The sequence below is a fragment of the Maribacter sp. HS genome (genome assembly GCF_048059195.1).
Lineage (GTDB): Bacteria > Bacteroidota > Bacteroidia > Flavobacteriales > Flavobacteriaceae > Maribacter > Maribacter dokdonensis.
This window is the reverse complement of sequence record NZ_JAYLVV010000002.1, coordinates 291,900-310,765: the sequence shown is the minus strand read 5'-3', so window position 1 is coordinate 310,765 and position 18,866 is coordinate 291,900. Positions and strand designations below refer to the sequence as shown.

Below are 18,866 nucleotides of genomic sequence, written 5' to 3'. Positions count from 1 at the left end.
TATTGAATTCCATTTCCTTTAAAAGTTTATCGTATAGCTTAAGGTTGCATTGGTAATACCTCTATCTATCATAGCCGGTGTTGTAATACCTGCATTGAAAAGTCTTTCGCTAACGTCTTGTTGGGAACGGCTTAGTGAAAAGTCTAGCTTACTGCCGCCGAAGTTATAGCCTATACCACCAGAAATAGCGTTTAAATCACCTATAGTATTGCCATTTGAATATGGACTTTGTTCAAAGCGATAGCCTGCCCTTAAACTTACTTGTTGAATTCTATATTCACCACCAAGTCTAAAGGTTGAAACAGCGCCTAAGTCACTTGCAATTTGTGAATTTACCGTCTGAAAACTTGGGTCGTTGGTAGGGCGGAGTTCAGATTGTGAGAAATCTTGGTAACCATAATCAAAACTCAAAAGCCCATCTTTTGCAAATATTACGGCTAAACTACCTGTAAGTTTACTTGGTGTTTTAACTGTATAACTTTCAAAAAGATTAATAATATTAAAATTGATAAAATTAATATCGGCATCTGCAAGATCGGAATTAATGCGTTGAGAAGTATTATCCTCTAAACGATACCAGGTTGGTGATTGGTAGCTACCGCCCAGACGTACATTATCGTTTAATTTCGCAATAGCACCTAGGCTAAAAGAAAAACCATTACCCTCCGTTTCTAAATAATTATCAAAAGTAGTTCTGGTTATTTCAGAATTAGGCTCGTAACCACTCTCGGTAAATTGATCAAACTGCGTATAGAGTACACTGTGGAAGTTTAATGAAGCACCTAGATATATGTTTTCTTTGTACTGTGAAGCTACATTGATGGTAAACTTGCTATTGTACCCGGTTGTTCTTCTTATGAAATCTTGCTCCACAAAATCATAAAGCGTGTTGCTTACATAATTAGTATTTGCGTCATCTTCAGTTTCTGGGTCAAGAATACCGCCATAATATCCTAAAAATGCTTGTTGATCCCTAAAGCCTTGTGCTGAACCAATGTCTAAATAAGCTTCCTCTAAAAATTCACCATCTTGTACAAGAATGGAGCCAAAAGGTGTGCCTTGGGCATATTCGGAGAAATACGTGTCTATACCTTGTGTGCTACTTCCTGAAACATAGTATTCATTATCAAAATTGTTCACCAAATCATAATTGAAAGCCAAGGTAAATTTCTGCCAATCGGAATTGGAGTCGGTATTCCTGAAAACAAAGGCGCCACCAATTTGATTTAATTCAATAGTATTATCTTTTGTTATGTTGGTGTCACCAAAATACCGTGCGTCATTATTGGTGTTGTAATTGGACCCCGAGATGGTGAAAAGACTATTATTGAATACCGCTGAACCGGCAGGGTTTATGTTTAAGGAGGATAAGTCGCCACCTAAAGCCCCAAATGCACCACCCATAGCTTGAAAGCGAGCGGTACCTTGTAGGTTTTCTGTACCGTAACGTAAGGCTTCGTTTATATTTTGAGCGCTACCAATGGCACACGCCATTAGTATTACGAAAGTCAAATATCTTTTCATAGCAATATTTATATGTTGATAAATGTTAGATTTTAGTTTCTTCTACTGCTGCTGCTTCTTGAAGAACCAGACGATCTAGAAGAGGATCCACTGCTTGAACTCCTGGAGCTGCTTCCAGAGCTTCTGTAAGAGCTGCCACTAGAACTACTTCTTCCAGAACTGTAACTACTGCTTCTAGAACTGCTACCGGAACTACGGTAGGATCTGCTAGAACTTCCTGAGCTTCTGCCCGAAGAATAACTTCTTGAGCTACTACCGGAGTTTCTATAGGTAGACGTTCTGGGAACGCTAACCCTACTGCTTGATCTAGATGAGCTAGAACTGTATGTTCTTGGGCTGCTACTGTATCTGCTGCTGTAGTTTCTAGAGGAACTGCTATATCTTGGTGTTGCTCTAGTGCTTCTGCTTGTTCTGTATGCTCTGTTTTGGTCCACACCAACAGTTCTTCTTGTAGAAGAGTTGCCTGAATACGTTCTTGAACTACGTGTGTTTGCAGAGCTTCTAGAAGTTGTCGCTCTAGAAGTGGTGCTTCTATACCTAGGTGAGTTGCCTCTGGTGTTTACATTAGAACGACCTCTAGCCGCTGTAGAAGATAATCCGCTATTATTTGTTGTGTTTCTATTGTAATTGCCTCTTCTTGAGTTGTTAACTGCATAGCTTCTATTGGAAAATCCACGATTTCGATTGTAATACCCGTTGCCATAACCATAACCGTATCCATAACCGTAGAAAGGACGGTTCCAGCCGAAACCAATACCTGCGTAGCCAAATCCAAATCCGCCATAACCCCAATTGTTCCATCTATTCCATCCCCATGGTCTATTCCATCCATAACCGTAGTAACCTCCATAGCCCCAATTGTTCCAACCCCAGTTGTTCCAGCCCCAATATGGGTCGTTCCATCCGTAGAATCCTCCGTAGCCCCAATTGTTCCATCCATTATTGTGAATATAGATGCTTACATCGGAATTGTTGCTGCCCCAGCTACCATAACCTTCATAGTCGTTAGAATTGGCATAATAATCGGTCAGTTGACCTTCAGGAATTTCTTCGTCTAAATTATTACTTGAATAAGAATCGACATCGGTAAAGATCTCGCTATCCAAAATTTGATCATATTGATCCGCCTTTTCACCAAAATAAGATGAATAGGTATCGTTTTCTGAAGTATTTTGATTGTAGTTTCTTTGTTCTGGCCTTCTTTCTACCGTTCTTACAACGTCGTCTGAATAAATGCCGTCATTGTCATAATATGAAGATTGTTGGTAGGTACCGCAAGAAGCAGCAAAAACTGCCAGGGTTACCAACATTGTAATGTTGCGAAGTTTGTTGTGGGGTAAGGAATATATCATCGGATCAAAATTATATTGTTGAACATATTAAAAATAACTAGTTTTACCCAATTATTACATACAAAGAATCACAAAATTTGTGCCAAAGTCTAGATAATGAGTAAAAATTTAACAAAGAGAAGCGAGGATTATTCCAAGTGGTATAATGAATTGGTAGTTAAGGCCGATCTAGCCGAAAACTCCGGTGTTAGAGGTTGTATGGTCATAAAACCATATGGTTTTGGTATTTGGGAGAAGATGCAAGCTGGTTTGGATAAAATGTTCAAGGAGACCGGACATGAGAACGCCTACTTTCCATTGTTTATTCCAAAATCATATTTAAGTAAAGAAGCAAGTCACGTAGAAGGTTTTGCAAAAGAATGTGCAGTTGTAACACATTATAGGTTAAAGAATGCCGAAGACGGAAGCGGTATAATCGTAGATCCAGAAGCTAAACTAGAGGAGGAGCTTATTGTTAGACCTACTTCTGAAACTATTATATGGGATACTTATAGAAAATGGATACAGTCCTACAGAGATTTACCATTATTAATTAACCAATGGGCAAATGTGGTTCGTTGGGAGATGCGTACAAGATTGTTCTTGAGAACGGCAGAATTTTTATGGCAAGAAGGTCATACTGCCCATGCTACGGAAAAAGAAGCCATAGAAGAGGCGGAGCAAATGATGAACGTGTATGCTGATTTTGTTGAAAATCATATGGCGGTGCCTGTAATTAAAGGAACTAAGACCGAAAGTGAAAGATTTGCAGGGGCAATTGAGACATATTGTATAGAGGCTTTAATGCAAGATGGTAAAGCCTTACAGGCAGGTACATCTCACTTTTTGGGCCAGAATTTCGCTAAGGCTTTTGATGTCAAATTTGCGACCAAGGAAGGCGGTAAAGAGCATGTATGGGCTACTTCATGGGGGGTGTCTACAAGGTTAATGGGTGCTTTGGTAATGACTCATAGTGATGATAATGGTTTAGTTATTCCTCCAAAATTAGCACCTATACAAGTTGTTATTGTACCTATTTATAAAGGAATTGATCAATTGGATCAAATTTCGGAAACTGTTAATCCTTTAGTGAAAGAACTAAGGAGTAAAGGTATTTCAGTGAAATTTGATAATAGAGATACGCACAAACCAGGGTTTAAGTTCAATGAATATGAATTAAGGGGAGTGCCTGTACGTTTGGCTATTGGACCAAGAGATATGGAAAATGGTACTTATGAAGTGGCAAGAAGGGATACCTTGGAAAAAGAAACGGTAAATGCTGCAGATGTAGTTGAAAAAATCCAGTTCTTAATGGACGATATTCAAAAGAATATGTACCAGAAAGCACTTGATTACAGAAATAATCATATAACCGAAGTGAATTCTTATGATGAATTCAAAAAAGTTTTAGAAGAAAAAGGAGGATTTATTTCTGCTCATTGGGATGGAAGTAAAGAAACGGAAGAACTGGTGAAGGAAGAGACAAAAGCCACTATACGTTGCATTCCTATTGATGCAAAGAGTGAAGAAGGTGTGTGTATGGTTAGTGGTAAACCGTCTCAAAAAAGGGTGTTATTTGCAAAAGCATATTAATTTTTTTAAAAAATTATATTCAGGTGTTGCGATAGTGAAAAATATTTGTATTTTTGCATCCGCAATTGCGCAAAGTATGGTCCGTTCGTCTAGGGGTTAGGACGCCAGGTTTTCATCCTGGTAACAGGGGTTCGATTCCCCTACGGACTACAAAATTAATTTTTTGGATAATTTTCCAAAGCAGTGACATAATGGTCCGTTCGTCTAGGGGTTAGGACGCCAGGTTTTCATCCTGGTAACAGGGGTTCGATTCCCCTACGGACTACAAAATTAAATGGATGAAAATCCGAAGAAATTATAACAGAGAATAAAATGGCAAATCACAAGTCGGCATTAAAGAGAATTAGAAGAAACGAAGCAGTTCGTTTACGTAACAGATATCAGCATAAAACTACACGTAATGCTATAAAGAGATTGCGTGCAGAAGAATCTAAGAAAGATGCAGAGGCTCTTTTTCCAAGTGTTGTTAGTATGATCGATCGTTTAGCTAAGCGTAACATTATTCATGATAACAAAGCTGCTAACTTAAAAAGTAAGTTGGCAAAGCACGTTGCCGCTTTGTAAGATATTGCCTTAAGAAATTAAAAAGCCTTCCAAAACTGGGAGGCTTTTTTTGTGGGCTAAATTTTAGTTTGTCTGCCTCATTGGTAACCTTAGTCTTCTCATTGATAGAAAACCTATGATGAAGCAGAGGTACATTGTCGCTATTGAAATATAATGATACTTAGAGAGATTGTATGTAGTGTACAGTTGATAATCAAAAGACAATATATACATGGAAATAGGGTAGCAGATGTAAAACATAAGTAATCCTAAACTGATCCAAAATAGCAAGTTTTTTCTAGGTATAAATTTCTGTTCTTCTGTAAATATCTTGTATAGATAAGTTAGGCACGCAAATATTAATACTATTGCACCCGCAATAATTGCATAGTTCTGAGGTTCGGTGTAAAAGTCTTGTAAAAACAAATTGACTATGCAGGTCAATAAAAATAATACACCACCATATTTAATGAGAATTCTACTTCTTTTGTTTTCAATTAATTGATAGAAAATATAAAAGAAATATAGATAGAATACAATGTCGAATATATTGAAAATTATAGTGTTGTAATTATAATATTCAGGTATATAAACTAATTGTATATCATCTACATCCCTAACGATAGCACCTAGTATTTCTGATAATAAAACGTAGCTTAATATTATGGGTAAATATTTTAAGATGGTATCGTAGTATAGCCTATACTTGGTAATGGATAAAACCAGTGCTATGAAATAGAAACAGATGTAGTAATTATTTAAAATATACTCCAACATGGTTTAACGGGCTATTTGACTGTGAAATGTTTATTGGTTTTTTGGCGGCGGTACACCTGTGCCTCTATTCAAAGTTAGACTTTCTTGACCTTGTAATATTGCCGGTACAGCTTTTGGTGTACTTGTTGTTGGTGCAAATGAAGCATATGCTTTTGTATTGGGGTCATTATTATTGCCATAACCTTCATTTATTGGTTCAAAGCTATTGTTCATAGGTACGGCTTGTTTGCCCTTTGCTCCTTGAGCTATATAAAAAAGATAATCACGCTTACCGTCATTATAAGTAGGGGAGAGCATAATGCTGTTCTGTCTTGGGTGTTTGATCGGTTCTTTGCTTTGAGGGAAATATTCCTCATTTGGGTAGTTGGAGTAGTAAAGTCTTAATGTGGAAATTTCAACTCCGGCATCGGCAGCTTCTTGTTCAATATATTCTAAATATTGCTTGATGGTTTTATAATCGTAGTAAACAAATCTGCCAACATGAAACTCTTCATCTCTTTTGGTTATTTTATTTATAGAGTCTTCATAACGTTGTATTAATGGTACCCGCCTTTTTTCATAGGAGTCATACATATTTTTTGCCTGTGAAATAGGTACTATTTCTTGAGGGGCAAATACCACTGGTTTTACCGGTTCCTTTGGGTCTTGCTCTTTGGGTTGGTCATTACAGCTCATAAAAGCAGAGATGATAATGGTGCATAAGATTTTACTGATTAGGATAGATGGTCTTTTCATTTTCTGAGATTTTAAGTGTTTACTAAGGAAAAATGCTAAAAGACTGGGGGATAGTTCTTTCTGATTTTATAAAGATATCAAAAAAATAGTAGCTTTAATTTTTGATGTTATTATTAGGGTAGTTTATGATTGGTGGGTATGCTACAAAATAAAAAATCCCGATTTCATTAAGAAATCGGGATTTAAAATTATAATTAAAAAGAATTACTGATTCATTGTCATCAAGAATTCTTCATTGTTTTTGGTTTGTTTAAAACGTTGCTCAATAAACTCCATGGCTTCTACAGGATTCATATCTGCAAGGTACTTACGCATTATCCACATACGTTGTAGGGTGTTTTCATCAAGTAACATGTCATCTCTACGTGTGCTTGAAGAAGTAAGGTCAATAGCAGGGAATATTCTTCTATTTGCAATCTTACGATCCAATTGAAGTTCCATGTTACCGGTTCCTTTAAATTCCTCAAAAATAACCTCGTCCATTTTAGACCCGGTTTCAGTTAAGGCTGTTGCAATGATAGACAATGAACCACCGCCTTCAATATTACGTGCAGCACCAAAGAATCTTTTTGGCTTATGTAATGCATTAGCATCAACACCACCACTTAATACCTTACCAGAAGCTGGTTGAACAGTATTGTAGGCTCTTGCCAAACGTGTAATGGAATCTAAAAGGATTACTACGTCATGACCACATTCTACTAATCTCTTTGCTTTTTCCAAAACAATATTAGCAACTCTTACGTGCTCAGTGGGTTCTTTGTCAAAAGTAGATGCTACAACTTCACCACGAACATTACGTTGCATATCCGTAACCTCTTCTGGTCTTTCATCAATAAGCAAAATAATTTGGTAAACTTCAGGATGGTTTGCAGCAATACCGTTCGCAATATCTTTAAGTAACATGGTTTTACCAGACTTAGGTTGCGATACGATCATACCTCTTTGCCCTTTACCAATAGGTGAGAACAAATCAATAATACGGGTAGATATTGTACTTTGGCGTTCTGCCAAATTGAATTTTTCTTGTGGGAATAACGGAGTTAAATGCTCAAATGATACACGATCGCGTACGATCTGAGGGTCTATGCCGTTAATTTTATTTACCTTAATAAGAGGGAAATACTTTTCACCTTCTTTTGGTGGTCTTACGTTACCTAAAACGGTATCACCTGTTTTAAGTCCAAAAAGACGAATTTGCGACTGAGAAACATAGATATCATCAGGAGATGATAGGTAGTTATAATCGGAAGAACGTAAAAAACCGTATCCATCTTGCATGATATCCAATACACCTTCACTGGCTATTATGGAATCAAACTCATATTCTGGCTCCTTGTACCTGTTTTTAAGGTCTTTGTCAAAATTACTTTTGTCATGAGGAGTCCTTGGGTTAGGTTTCTTCTTGTGATTATTATTCTGTTGCGAATTCTTATTATTGTTATTGTTTGACTGATTTGAAGACTTAGGTCTTGGTCTAGGTCTTTTTTGTTCAGTAACTTCTTTAACCTCATTTTCTTGCGGAGCTTCCTTTTTTACGGGAGTCTCTTTTGCCGTAGCCGGTTTAGCGTCTGTACTAGCATCCTTTTTGGTGTTTTGTGCAACACGTGTTCTAGGTCTAGGTTTAGGCTTCGGTTTTTCTTCTGTAGGCTTAGGTGCCTCTTCAGTGGTTGTGGGGGCAATAGCTGCGGCAACTTTTGGGTTGGCAGCTTGTAGGTCCAAAATTTGATAAACTAAATCTAGTTTTTTCAAGGTTTTGAATTTAGGAACCTTAAGTCCTTTAGCAATTTCCTGAAGCTCAGGTAGCTTTTTCGATTTTAAATCTGAAATCTCAAACATTAAGTAATAGAATAAATTATATAAGTAGTTTGTATTGTAAGAAGTAAATAATTTTATTTGGATAATCTATAAGGAAAGTTATTCCTTAACTGGTAGGTGTTATGACGTGATAACGTAGCAATATTACAAATTATTTTGAATAAAATGGTTATATTTTTTGAAAAGACCTGTATTTTTGCAATTAGAAAGCGATATTAGATTTATGATTCAAAGAATTCAGAGCCTTTTTTTAGTAATTGTTGCAATACTTACGGGTATCCTTCCGTTCTTCTTTAATCTGTGGATTGATGTAGATGGTATAGAAGTTTTTGCAAACAATGAATTGCTCATTTCTATCGCATTTTACGCAAGTGCCGTTTTGGCTATTTGGTCTATGGTACAATTTAAAAATAGAAAATCTCAGTTTGTAATAAACAGGCTGAACATGATATTGAACGTTTTTTTATTAGGATTTTTCGTTTACCGATCACTAAACTTATCCGGAGAAACTTTGGTTTCTGAGAAGGGTATTGGGATGCTGATTCCAGTATTTTCTATCATTTTTTTGGTCCTTGCAAATAGGGCAATAAAAAAGGATGAAGATCTTGTAAAATCTGTTGATCGCTTACGTTAAGCCTGTAATCTTAGTAGTATTAGTGCGTTAAAACCCGGGGTAGTTACCGGGTTTTTTTATGTCTCCACTTTCTTAAATATCACAGAAATATTGCAGTATTTCAATCATATGTGATAAACTGTTTACTTTTTCTTGAATTCTTCGTGATATCGTGGTTTTATGTTTGTCCTCAAGAAACAGCAAGGTTAGCGATAGTCGTTAATATCCTGTTTTAAACTAAAACAATTTTAAAAATTTACGATTATGAAAAACAGAAAATTTACACTTGTATTATTACTTAGTGCCGTAACAACATTCTTTGTTAGCTGCTCAGATGATGATGTAGAAACAGTAACCGTTACGGAAACTGTGGTTGAAACAGAAACGGTTGAAGTAGATTCTTCAATGCCAGTTGGTGACCTAACGGTTTCATTAAGCGGTAATTTGGTAGCAGAAAGTGGCACGCCTACCCAAGGTTTGGTTGAATTGGGTGTAGATACCGAAAGTTCTTATTTTGTGCATTTTGGAGATGATTTTACAACTGAATTAGGTACTGGTACCGTAGGTATTTTCTTTTCTACCTCAGACACTTTCACTGCCGATCCAGCTAATGGTAACCCAGATCTAATGCTTATTGGTAACGTTGCCGGTAATGGTGAAATGTTCATAAAGTTAGATGCAATGCCTGATGCTAAATACACACACATTATTCTTTGGTGTGCTACTGCTAATATTCCTTTTGGAAATGTAGCATTAAACTAAAAAATAGAATATTGATTGCCTTTGGGAATAGAGACACCTGATTCTGTTTTTCTATGTCTCCCAAAGGCTTTTTTTATAGGTTTTCAATGTTGTGGCCTATAATTTGAAAAAACAGAATTATGGAAAAAATAAAAATCTTCTTAGGTATTTGCTTTTGCTTGCTTACTGTTGGTCTGCAGGCGCAAAGCGGATGGACAAGGGAGGCAAAGGGATTCTATCTTCAAGCTTCGGCATCATATTTCTCTTCTAATAATTATTATACAACAGAGGGTAGATTGGCTGATCAAGGAAGCGATTTTAGAACCAGCGGACTCTTGCTTTACGGTGAATACGGTATCTCCGATAGGTTTACTGCAATAGTAGATTTGCCAATTGTTCGTTTAAATAGTTTTAGCACTACAGAAACTGTTGCTGGTGTAGGTAATATACAATTGGGAGTTAAGTATAAGCTACTTAAAAGCTTTCCTTTGTCTTTACAGGTTGCTTTGGATATACCCACTAATGATGGTACTAACTTTGCAAGATCTAACGAGCCAAATGCCTTTGGTCAATTTGATGAAATAAATTTACCTGTTTCTGATGGTGAATTTAATATATGGACAACCTTGGCCGCATCCCATGGTTTTAAAAACGGTAAAACATATGCATCGGCATTTTCAAGTGTAAATTTTAGAACTGAAGGATTCAGTAACCAATTTCAAGCCGGGGTTGAGTTGGGACATTTGTTCTTTAATAAGCTATATCTTATTGGAAAATTGAAAATTCAAGAAAGATTATCTTCTGAGAATAATGTGCAAAGTGGCTCTTTCTTATTTGGTGAGGGTACCACATTTACAAATTACGGAATTACGTCAATGTATAAGATTACAGACCATTTTAATTTGGTTGCGCAATACTCCGATTATGCCGGTTTTCTGGTAGATAGAAAAAATGTCTACGATGGTGGTACCATTTCTTTGGGAGTTTCATTTGAATATTAATTAGCTAAATACAGGGTGTAAGTGTTAAGTGACGCCCTGTTTTTACCTTTTTCCAAGCTCAATTACTTCAAGATTTTTGATATTGTCTCCGTCGATAACAAAACGTAACATGGTGCGTACTTGATGAAACCCATGTTTTCCACAGGCCCCAGGGTTCATATGTAGTACCCCTAACTTTTTGTCCATCATTACTTTTAAAATGTGAGAGTGACCACAAATGAAAAGTTTAGGCGGATTTTCTTTAATAATATCGCGTGTTCTACTATTGTATTTAGGTGGATACCCTCCAATGTGGGTAATAAGAACATCAACTCCCTCACAGAAAAATCTATTTTTTTCAGGAAATTCTTTTTGAATGATATGATCGTCAATATTGCCATGTACACCTCTTAGTGGTTTAAGTTTTGCAAGTGCATCGGTTACTTTTAAGTTCCCAATATCCCCTGCATGCCATACTTCGTCTGCCCATCTTGCATGTTTTAATATGGCGTCGTCCATGTAAGAATGTGTATCGGAAAGAAGAAGAATTTTGGTCATTATTATTGCTGAATTTTATATTTATTGACTTTCCATGAAAAATGAAAATAACCAACGTTTAAGTTTTCCTATTTACTGTGGGTACCAAGAATGTTAAAACGTATGGTTTTTAATACCTTTGTCAAATACAAAACTAGTATATCCTTTTGAGATTCTTCATTCAATTTTCATACTTCGGTAAAGCGTATCACGGTTGGCAAAATCAGCCAAATGCCATTACAGTGCAAGAAGTGCTGGAAAAAGCGATGTCCAAACTTTTAAACAGTCCGGTTGCATTAATGGGTGCAGGACGTACAGATACTGGTGTTCATGCCAAAATGATGTATGCCCATTTTGATGTTGATAGCTTGGGTGATATTCCTGAATATGTGTTCAGACTTAATTCTTATTTGCCAAATGACATTGCGGTAGACCGTATTTTTGAAGTAGAAGATGAGGCACATGCACGTTTTCATGCTACTTCCAGAACATATGAATATCATATTGCAAAAAGCAAGGATCCTTTTTCTACGGACCTTGCATATTTCGTAAAAAAAGATCTAGATATTCAACTAATGAACGATGCAGCTGAACTATTGTTGGGCAAAAAAGATTTTGAATGTTTTTCTAAATCCAATACAGATGTTTTTACCAATATCTGTGACCTAAGAGAAGCACAATGGAAGCTAGAAAATAATACGCTTGTATTTACCATTACGGCAGATCGGTTTTTAAGAAATATGGTTAGGGCTATCGTTGGGACGCTAATTAATGTAGGATTAGGGAAATATTCACCTGACTATGTTAATACCATATTAAAAAGCAAGGATAGGACAATGGCAGGCGTTTCTGTTCCTGCAAAAGGACTATATTTGACCTCTATTGTTTACCCCAATACTATTTTAAAGAATGGATAAGGATTCTGGCAAAGCATTTGACACTCGTCTTTTTAAACGCTTACTGGCCTATACAAAACCGTACAAAATTACATTTTATGGTGTTGCATTGTCTGCCATATTATTGTCTGGTTTTGCTATTCTTACCCCTTTGATCGTAAAAAAAATTATTGATGAGGCCATTAAGGGTAGCAATAAAGAAATGCTATTGTATTTAACGGTTGCAATGTTGGTGGTTTTGCTTGGTCAGGTAATTTTTCAACTGGCGTTCAATTATTACGCTAACTGGTTAGGAGAATCTGTGATCAAAGATGTAAGGATAAGTCTTTTCAAGAAAATGCTTTCTTTTAAAATGACCTATTTTGATAATTCCTCATTGGGTGTTTTGGTAACTAGGGCTGTTGCAGATATGCAACGAATAGGAGAGATTTTTAGTCAAGGTTTTTTTGTCATTGTGGCCGATTTATTGAAAATGGTCGTTGCGGCAATGGTCATGTTGTTTATTAATTGGAAGTTATCATTAATCGTATTTGCGCTATTACCAATTATAGTATATGCTACTAGATGGTTTCAAAAAGCGATGAAAGTAGCGTTTACCGAGGTAAGGGCAGAGGTTTCAAATTTAAATTCCTTTGTGCAGGAGCGAATTACAGGAATGAAAATCGTTCAACTTTTTACCAGAGAGAAAATTGAAAGTGCCAAGTTTAGGGAAATAAACGAAAAACATAAAAAAGCTTGGTTGAAAACGGTATGGTATAATTCTATCTTTTTCCCTATTGCTGAAATTGTTTCTTCTTTAACGGTAGGGTTAATTGTTTGGTACGGTGGCTTACAGAATGTAGCGAATATTTCAACTGATATTGCAGGTACGTTATTTGCTTTTATTATGTTGATAGATTTGTTGTTTAGACCATTGCGCCAAATTGCGGACAAGTTCAACACCTTGCAAATGGGTATGGTTGCGGCTAATAGGGTTTTTAAAATTTTGGATACCGATAGTCACATACAAAATGTAGGTTCTTATGAGAAAGAAGTGGTAAGTGGTGATATTTCTTTTGAAAACGTTCATTTTGGATATTTGGAAGATGAAGAGGTGTTACATGGTATTTCCTTTGATGTTAAAGCAGGAGAAACAGTAGCTATTGTTGGTGCTACAGGAGCCGGAAAAAGTACGATAATTAATTTATTGAACAGATTTTACGAAATTAATTCAGGTTCAATTAAGGTTGATGGTGTTGATATTCAAGACTATAAATTATCTTCATTAAGATCTCATATTGCCGTAGTATTACAAGATGTGTTTCTTTTTGCCGATACCATTGCAAATAACATTTCTTTAAAAGAAGAAAGTATATCTGTTGATGATATAGAAAAAGCGGCCAAGGCTATTGGGGTAGATGAATTTATTTCCAGCCTACCAGGTGGCTATCACTATAATGTAAAAGAACGAGGTACCATGCTTTCAAGTGGTCAACGCCAGCTAATTGCTTTTTTACGTGCATATGTAAGTAATCCTAGTATCTTAATATTGGATGAAGCTACATCGTCCGTAGATACGTATTCTGAACAATTGATCCAATTGGCTACGGATAAGATTACCCAAGGGAGAACTTCTATCGTAATTGCACACAGATTAGCTACTATTAAAAAAGCGGATAAAATTATTGTAATGGATGCCGGTAACATCGTTGAGACAGGCACACATAAAGAACTTCTTAAAAAAGGTGGTTATTATAGTAATCTGTATGAGGCTCAGTTCTTAGCTGAGGAGGTTGCTTGATCAAGGAGTCATTTGCTGAAATGTGTCCGTGAAAAAAGCCAAATAAACTGATATTCCGATAATAAAAAGTGTAAACACAACGCCTAATAAAACTAGAAATAATAATAGTTTTATTATGGTCTGTTTTATAGTAAGATTAAAGATTTTGAAAAATACCCAAGTAAAAAATAAAATTTGGAAAATCATATTTCCAAAAGAGACATAATACAACATTTTTGAACTCCAAATAGTCAACAGGTATAAGATGTTGATGAGAATAGACATTTGAGAGTATGCATAGATGTTGATTACAAAATGTTCGCTCAGATTAAATTGTTTTTTGTTGAAAAATACAAGTCTGGAGATCAATGCTAGAAATGGAAGCATGGCTATATATACCAAACTTTGATATTTAAACAGATAAGTATTCCATTGTTTTTGAAAATCCTGACCCATTTTTTCTGCTTCGGTCATAGACTCTCCACTTTGATATAGAAAATCAAAGTCTAAAGCATTAGGGAAAAACTCAGTGCATACATATACAAATAATCCTCCAAAAGTAATGGCTATTGTAAAATAGCTAATAGGGTTTAAGTACTTCTTTCTAACACCGCTAATGTATCCTCCAATAACTTCATCAGGTTTAGTAAAAAGGTGTTTAAATGTTATAAGAAAGGTATTGTCAATGTTGAAAAATCGCTCGGTAGCATCATACCATAAATTCTTTACTGTAAGTCTGTTTCTAATTACCTTAGCGCCACAATGGGGACAATAACTATAATCCGTTCTTAAGTTGTTTTGGCAGTTCTTACAATTCATTGCACCAAATCTTGCTTCAGCATATTAGTTAATTGGGTGATAGAATCATACAAAACAAATTCCCCGTTTTTAATATAGGAGATTAGTCCTGTTTCTTCACTGACCACTATACTTAGGGCGTCTGTTTTTTCGCTAATACCGACTGCAGCTCTGTGTCGTAACCCAAAACGAAGGGGGATGTTTCGCTCGTTTGACACTGGTAAAATTACTCTTGTTGCTACAATATAATTACCAACAATAACTGCGGCACCATCATGCAATGTGCTGTTTTTATAGAAGATACTTTCTAGAATGGGTTGGTTGATTTCAATATTCATACGATCTCCAGAGCTTTTAATGAAATCTAAAGAGTTGCTACGTTCTATTACTAAAATGGCCCCGGTTTTGGTACTGGCCATTTTTTCACAAGCTTTAATTATAGCGTCTACATCGGTTTCTGTAGAAATCCCTTCTTGCTTTAAAAATTTAAAGTGTTTTACAAAGTTTCTTTTGTTGGCAAAATTGGTTGACCCGATCATTAGCAAGAACTTTCTGATCTCTTGTTGAAAAACAATGATCAAAGCAATAAGTCCAACTTGCATAAATGCACCTACCATGCTACTGATCATTTGCATGTCCAACAACTCGGTCAATTTCCAAAATGCCCAAACAATGACAATTCCGATGAAAATATTAATAGCAACAGAGCCTCTTACCAGCTTATAAATGTAGTATAAGAGCACGGCAACAAAAATGATGTCTAATACATCGGTAATCTTAAAATCAATAAAATTTAAAAAATCCAATCAGGTCCGTTTTAGTAAAATTAAGAAATCAGTATAAACTTAGGCATTTAATTGTTCATATAGTTTTGTGCACTCTACAGCTTCTTTAACATCATGCACCCTTAGAATTTTCGCTCCCTTTTGTAAGCACGCCATGTGCAATGCTGTGGTGCCGTTTAAAGCTTGGTCCGCAGTTACGTCTAATGTCTTGTAAATCATTGATTTTCTGCTAATACCTGCTAGTAAAGGGTGTTCAATGATGCTCATTATTTCCATTTGTTTTAAAAGCTCAAAATTTTGTTCCAGGTTTTTTGCAAAACCAAATCCTGGATCAATAATAATATCTTTAACACCTAATGCTTTTGCGGCAGCAAGTCTTTCTGAAAAATAAAAAAGTACTTCCTTTAAAATATCCTTATAATCTGTTTGTTGCTGCATGTTTTTGGGTATACCGCGCATGTGCATCATAATGTATGGTACATTTAGTTTGGCTACAGTGCTCAACATATTATCATCATGTAATCCCGCAGAAATGTCATTTACTATAGCGGCACCATTTTCAATGCATGCTTTAGCGACATTACTTCTAAAAGTGTCTATTGAAAGAATAACATCTGGAAATTTATTGATTATTAAACTTACAATTGGTGTAATTCGTTTTAATTCTGTGTCCTCATCCACCTCTTTGGCACCTGGTCTGCTACTATAAGCTCCTACATCTATAAATGTTGCGCCTTCATTTAGCATTTTATCAACTTGGTTCAGTACACTTGCTTCACCCTTATATTTACCGCCATCAAAAAAAGAATCTGGGGTAACATTTAAAATGCCCATTATTTTGGGTCGTTCAAGAGAAATAAGTTTGCCGTTACAGTTTATGGTCATTTTCAATAATTAAAAGGAATTTGTGGCATTTTCCAAGTTTAAACCATCTATCTTGATGGTTACAATTTTTTAAGCGAAATTTACACAAATTAGATAGAATTACATGCTAGATACGGCAAAGGAATACGATGAGGTAATTGAGATTTGTATTAATCTATACCAGAAAAAAATGTCAGATTACGGCAGTGCTTGGAGAATTTTAAGATTGCCTTCGCTTACGGATCAAATTTTTATAAAAGCGCAACGTATACGTAGTCTTCAAGAAAATGAAGTTCGTAAGGTTGATGAAGGTGAACGCTCAGAATTCATAGGTATCATTAATTACTCGGTAATGGCACTAATTCAACTAGAATTAGGTGTAGCTGATCAGCCTGATCTTTCTATTGAAAAGGCTGTGGAGTTGTATGCCAAGCATATTAAAATTACCAAAGAACTTATGTTGAACAAGAACCATGATTATGGAGAAGCTTGGAGAGATATGAGGGTAAGTTCACTTACAGATCTTATTTTACAGAAATTACTTCGCGTAAAGCAAATAGAGGATAATAAGGGTAAAACATTGGTTAGTGAGGGTATAGATGCCAATTATCAAGATATGATCAATTATGCCGTCTTTGCATTAATACATTTAGGTTCAGAATCAGAAAAATAAAATTAAGAATGAAGTATTTAGTAGGTGTCGTTAGAATTTTTGTTGGAATACTTTTTATCATTAGCGGATTTATAAAACTGAACGATCCCGTTGGTTTTTCATTTAAACTAGAAGAGTATTTCAGTCAAGGTGTATTGGACCTTCCTTTTTTAACTCCGTTCGCATTGGCCATTTCTATACTTGTGGTAATCGTAGAGGTAATGGTTGGGGTAATGCTAATTCTGGGCTATAAACGTAAACTTACTGTGTGGACCTTATTAACAATGATAATTTTCTTCACGTTCCTTACATTTTATTCTGCATATTTTAATAAAGTAACTGATTGCGGTTGCTTTGGCGACGCAATTAAATTGACTCCGTGGGAATCGTTTACGAAAGATGTGGTACTGTTGGTTTTGATTTTAATTATATATGTTGGTAGAAAATATATAACTCCTTTAGTGAATTCTAAGACCTTGATGTCTGTACTATATGTTTCTTTTATTGCTTGTGTAGGGTATGTGTATTATGTGTTGAACCATTTACCGGTTATTGATTTTAGACCCTATGAAATTGGCAAGAATATAGAGGAAGGTATGAACACTCCTGCAGATGCTCCAAAAGCGGTGTTTGAATATAAATGGAAGTTTAATGTCAACGGCAATGAGGAAATTTATGTCACCAATGGAGATTACCCAACGGTAGACGGGGAATTTATGGATGTGGAAACAGAAGAAATTCAAGCAGGGTATGAACCACCTGTTCATGATTTCACTATAGAGCAAAACGGAGAAGATTTTGCAGCAGCATTATTGCAAGAGCCTAAATTGGTAATGGTCATAGCATACGATTTGCGTAAGTCCAATCTTGAGGTTTTCAAAGAAATAAAAGCTGTGACGGATAAGGCGTTAAAAGCGGGTTATAAAGTTATAGGTATGTCTGCTTCCGGTCCTGATCAAACAGATGCGTTGAAAAAAGAAAACAACCTGGCGTTTGATTTTTACTTTACAGATGAAACTACACTTAAAACTATTGTTAGATCTAACCCGGGAGTTTTAGTACTGGAGAAAGGAACCATAGTGCAAAAATTACATTACAATGATTTAGAAAATTTGATTTTCGAATAAATATAAACTGAACAACTAGAAACAAAAATATGAGAGCAAAGATAGTAGCGGGTAACTGGAAAATGAACAAAAATTTGGCAGAAACAGAAACACTTTTGGCTGAGTTATCTGCAAAATTACCAGATACGAATGCAGAAGTAATGGTAGCACCAACTTATGTGAATTTAGCAAGCGCCGTGCGTACTTTAGAAAATTCTAAGATTGAGGTTATAGCGCAGAATATGCACTTTGCTGAAAGTGGAGCTTTTACAGGTGAAATATCTGCAGATATGTTATTGAATATTGGTGTTGATACCGCCATAATTGGCCACTCAGAAAGAAGAGCCTATTTTGCAGAAAGTGATGCAATACTTTCAAAAAAGGTAATAACAGCTTTACAAAAAGGCATTCGCGTAATGTTCTGTTTTGGTGAGGAGCTAGAAGATCGTAAATCAGGCAACCATTTTAAATTGGTAGAAAGCCAATTGAAAAACGTACTTTTTAATTTAGAGCCATCTGCGTGGTCTAATATTGTTTTGGCTTATGAGCCAGTTTGGGCAATTGGTACAGGTGAAACAGCTTCTCCAGATCAAGCGCAAGAAATGCACGCATTTATTCGTAAAACTATTTCTGAGGCATTTGATGCAACAATTGCAAATAATGTTACCATTCTTTATGGTGGTAGTGTAAAACCGGGTAATGCGGAAGAAATTTTCTCTAAGCCAGATGTTGATGGTGGCTTAATAGGCGGGGCGTCTTTGGTAGCAGATGATTTCATAGCGATTATAAATGCTATTTAAGTTCACTAAACTAT

The 18,866-nt window shown here is 35.8% G+C and carries 18 protein-coding genes and 2 tRNA genes; 12 read left to right on the top strand and 8 right to left on the bottom strand.

Features of this window, described 5'->3' with window-relative positions; genetic code table 11:
• Positions 1–18 precede the first annotated feature (18 nt).
• A complete protein-coding gene (locus VBZ51_RS01485; RefSeq protein WP_416575838.1) occupies positions 19–1,524 on the bottom strand; it encodes an OmpP1/FadL family transporter in 1,506 nt (501 codons plus the stop codon).
• Between the two features lie 32 nt (positions 1,525–1,556).
• Positions 1,557–2,876, bottom strand: a complete 1,320-nt coding sequence (locus VBZ51_RS01480; RefSeq protein WP_305521517.1) for a hypothetical protein — start codon at positions 2,874–2,876, stop codon at positions 1,557–1,559.
• Positions 2,877–2,972: 96 nt separating this feature from the next.
• On the opposite strand from VBZ51_RS01480, the gene proS reads away from it, so the two are divergent.
• From proS to rpsT, 4 genes are all read left to right on the top strand, one after another.
• A complete protein-coding gene (gene proS, locus VBZ51_RS01475; RefSeq protein WP_416575837.1) occupies positions 2,973–4,448 on the top strand; it encodes a proline--tRNA ligase in 1,476 nt (491 codons plus the stop codon).
• A 78-nt stretch (positions 4,449–4,526) separates the two neighbouring features.
• A tRNA-Glu gene (locus VBZ51_RS01470) sits at positions 4,527–4,598 on the top strand.
• A 43-nt stretch (positions 4,599–4,641) separates the two neighbouring features.
• Positions 4,642–4,713: transfer RNA gene (locus VBZ51_RS01465), tRNA-Glu, on the top strand.
• A 47-nt stretch (positions 4,714–4,760) separates the two neighbouring features.
• A complete protein-coding gene (gene rpsT, locus VBZ51_RS01460; RefSeq protein WP_036152561.1) occupies positions 4,761–5,012 on the top strand; it encodes a 30S ribosomal protein S20 in 252 nt (83 codons plus the stop codon).
• 786 nt (positions 5,013–5,798) lie between these two features.
• On the opposite strand, the gene VBZ51_RS01455 is transcribed toward rpsT, so the two are convergent.
• Entirely contained in the window at positions 5,799–6,503 is a 705-nt protein-coding gene (locus tag VBZ51_RS01455; RefSeq protein ID WP_416575836.1) for a hypothetical protein, read from the bottom strand.
• Between the two features lie 204 nt (positions 6,504–6,707).
• Positions 6,708–8,342 carry a transcription termination factor Rho gene (gene rho, locus VBZ51_RS01450; protein ID WP_071341506.1) on the bottom strand — a complete coding sequence of 545 codons (1,635 nt, stop codon included), beginning with the start codon at positions 8,340–8,342 and terminating at the stop codon, positions 6,708–6,710.
• Between the two features lie 202 nt (positions 8,343–8,544).
• On the opposite strand from rho, the gene VBZ51_RS01445 reads away from it, so the two are divergent.
• The 3 genes from VBZ51_RS01445 (at position 8,545) to VBZ51_RS01435 (ending at position 10,676) form a co-directional block, all read left to right on the top strand.
• A complete protein-coding gene (locus VBZ51_RS01445; protein ID WP_348429192.1) occupies positions 8,545–8,955 on the top strand; it encodes a DUF4293 domain-containing protein in 411 nt (136 codons plus the stop codon).
• Positions 8,956–9,198: 243 nt separating this feature from the next.
• Positions 9,199–9,696, top strand: a complete 498-nt coding sequence (locus tag VBZ51_RS01440; RefSeq protein WP_058103644.1) for a hypothetical protein — start codon at positions 9,199–9,201, stop codon at positions 9,694–9,696.
• 119 nt (positions 9,697–9,815) lie between these two features.
• A complete protein-coding gene (locus tag VBZ51_RS01435) occupies positions 9,816–10,676 on the top strand; it encodes a hypothetical protein (protein WP_071341507.1) in 861 nt (286 codons plus the stop codon).
• Positions 10,677–10,718: 42 nt separating this feature from the next.
• Here the strand turns inward: VBZ51_RS01435 and VBZ51_RS01430 are convergent, their stop codons facing one another.
• A complete protein-coding gene (locus VBZ51_RS01430; RefSeq protein ID WP_416575835.1) occupies positions 10,719–11,213 on the bottom strand; it encodes a metallophosphoesterase family protein in 495 nt (164 codons plus the stop codon).
• A 146-nt stretch (positions 11,214–11,359) separates the two neighbouring features.
• On the opposite strand from VBZ51_RS01430, the gene truA reads away from it, so the two are divergent.
• Entirely contained in the window at positions 11,360–12,109 is a 750-nt protein-coding gene (gene truA, locus VBZ51_RS01425) for a tRNA pseudouridine(38-40) synthase TruA (protein ID WP_416575834.1), read from the top strand.
• Positions 12,102–13,868 carry an ABC transporter ATP-binding protein gene (locus VBZ51_RS01420; RefSeq protein WP_071341510.1) on the top strand — a complete coding sequence of 589 codons (1,767 nt, stop codon included), beginning with the start codon at positions 12,102–12,104 and terminating at the stop codon, positions 13,866–13,868. Before truA ends, VBZ51_RS01420 begins: the two co-directional genes overlap by 8 nt.
• Here VBZ51_RS01420 and VBZ51_RS01415 read toward each other — a convergent pair whose 3' ends face one another.
• From VBZ51_RS01415 to folP, 3 genes are read right to left on the bottom strand one after another with little or no spacing between them, the layout of a single operon-like run.
• A complete protein-coding gene (locus VBZ51_RS01415) occupies positions 13,869–14,666 on the bottom strand; it encodes a DUF3667 domain-containing protein (RefSeq protein ID WP_416575833.1) in 798 nt (265 codons plus the stop codon).
• Complete coding sequence (locus tag VBZ51_RS01410) at positions 14,663–15,451, bottom strand: diadenylate cyclase (protein WP_058103638.1); 789 nt, start codon at positions 15,449–15,451, stop codon at positions 14,663–14,665. The genes VBZ51_RS01415 and VBZ51_RS01410 overlap by 4 nt, the downstream gene beginning before the upstream one ends.
• A 39-nt stretch (positions 15,452–15,490) precedes the next feature.
• Positions 15,491–16,315 (bottom strand): dihydropteroate synthase, encoded by an 825-nt coding sequence (gene folP / locus VBZ51_RS01405; protein WP_416575832.1) that lies wholly within the window; start codon positions 16,313–16,315, stop codon positions 15,491–15,493.
• A gap of 103 nt (positions 16,316–16,418) precedes the next feature.
• Between folP and VBZ51_RS01400 the strand changes: the two genes are divergently transcribed.
• Genes VBZ51_RS01400 through tpiA form a run of 3 tightly spaced genes read left to right on the top strand, consistent with a single transcriptional unit; the run spans position 16,419 to position 18,852 of the window.
• Positions 16,419–16,967 carry a DUF1599 domain-containing protein gene (locus tag VBZ51_RS01400; RefSeq protein WP_416575831.1) on the top strand — a complete coding sequence of 183 codons (549 nt, stop codon included), beginning with the start codon at positions 16,419–16,421 and terminating at the stop codon, positions 16,965–16,967.
• Positions 16,968–16,975: 8 nt separating this feature from the next.
• Positions 16,976–18,073: a BT_3928 family protein gene (locus tag VBZ51_RS01395; RefSeq protein WP_416575830.1), complete on the top strand. Its 1,098-nt coding sequence runs from the start codon at positions 16,976–16,978 to the stop codon at positions 18,071–18,073.
• 29 nt (positions 18,074–18,102) lie between these two features.
• On the top strand, positions 18,103–18,852 hold the full coding sequence (tpiA, locus tag VBZ51_RS01390; RefSeq protein ID WP_286813264.1) for a triose-phosphate isomerase: 750 nt from the start codon (positions 18,103–18,105) through the stop codon (positions 18,850–18,852).
• Positions 18,853–18,866 lie beyond the last annotated feature (14 nt).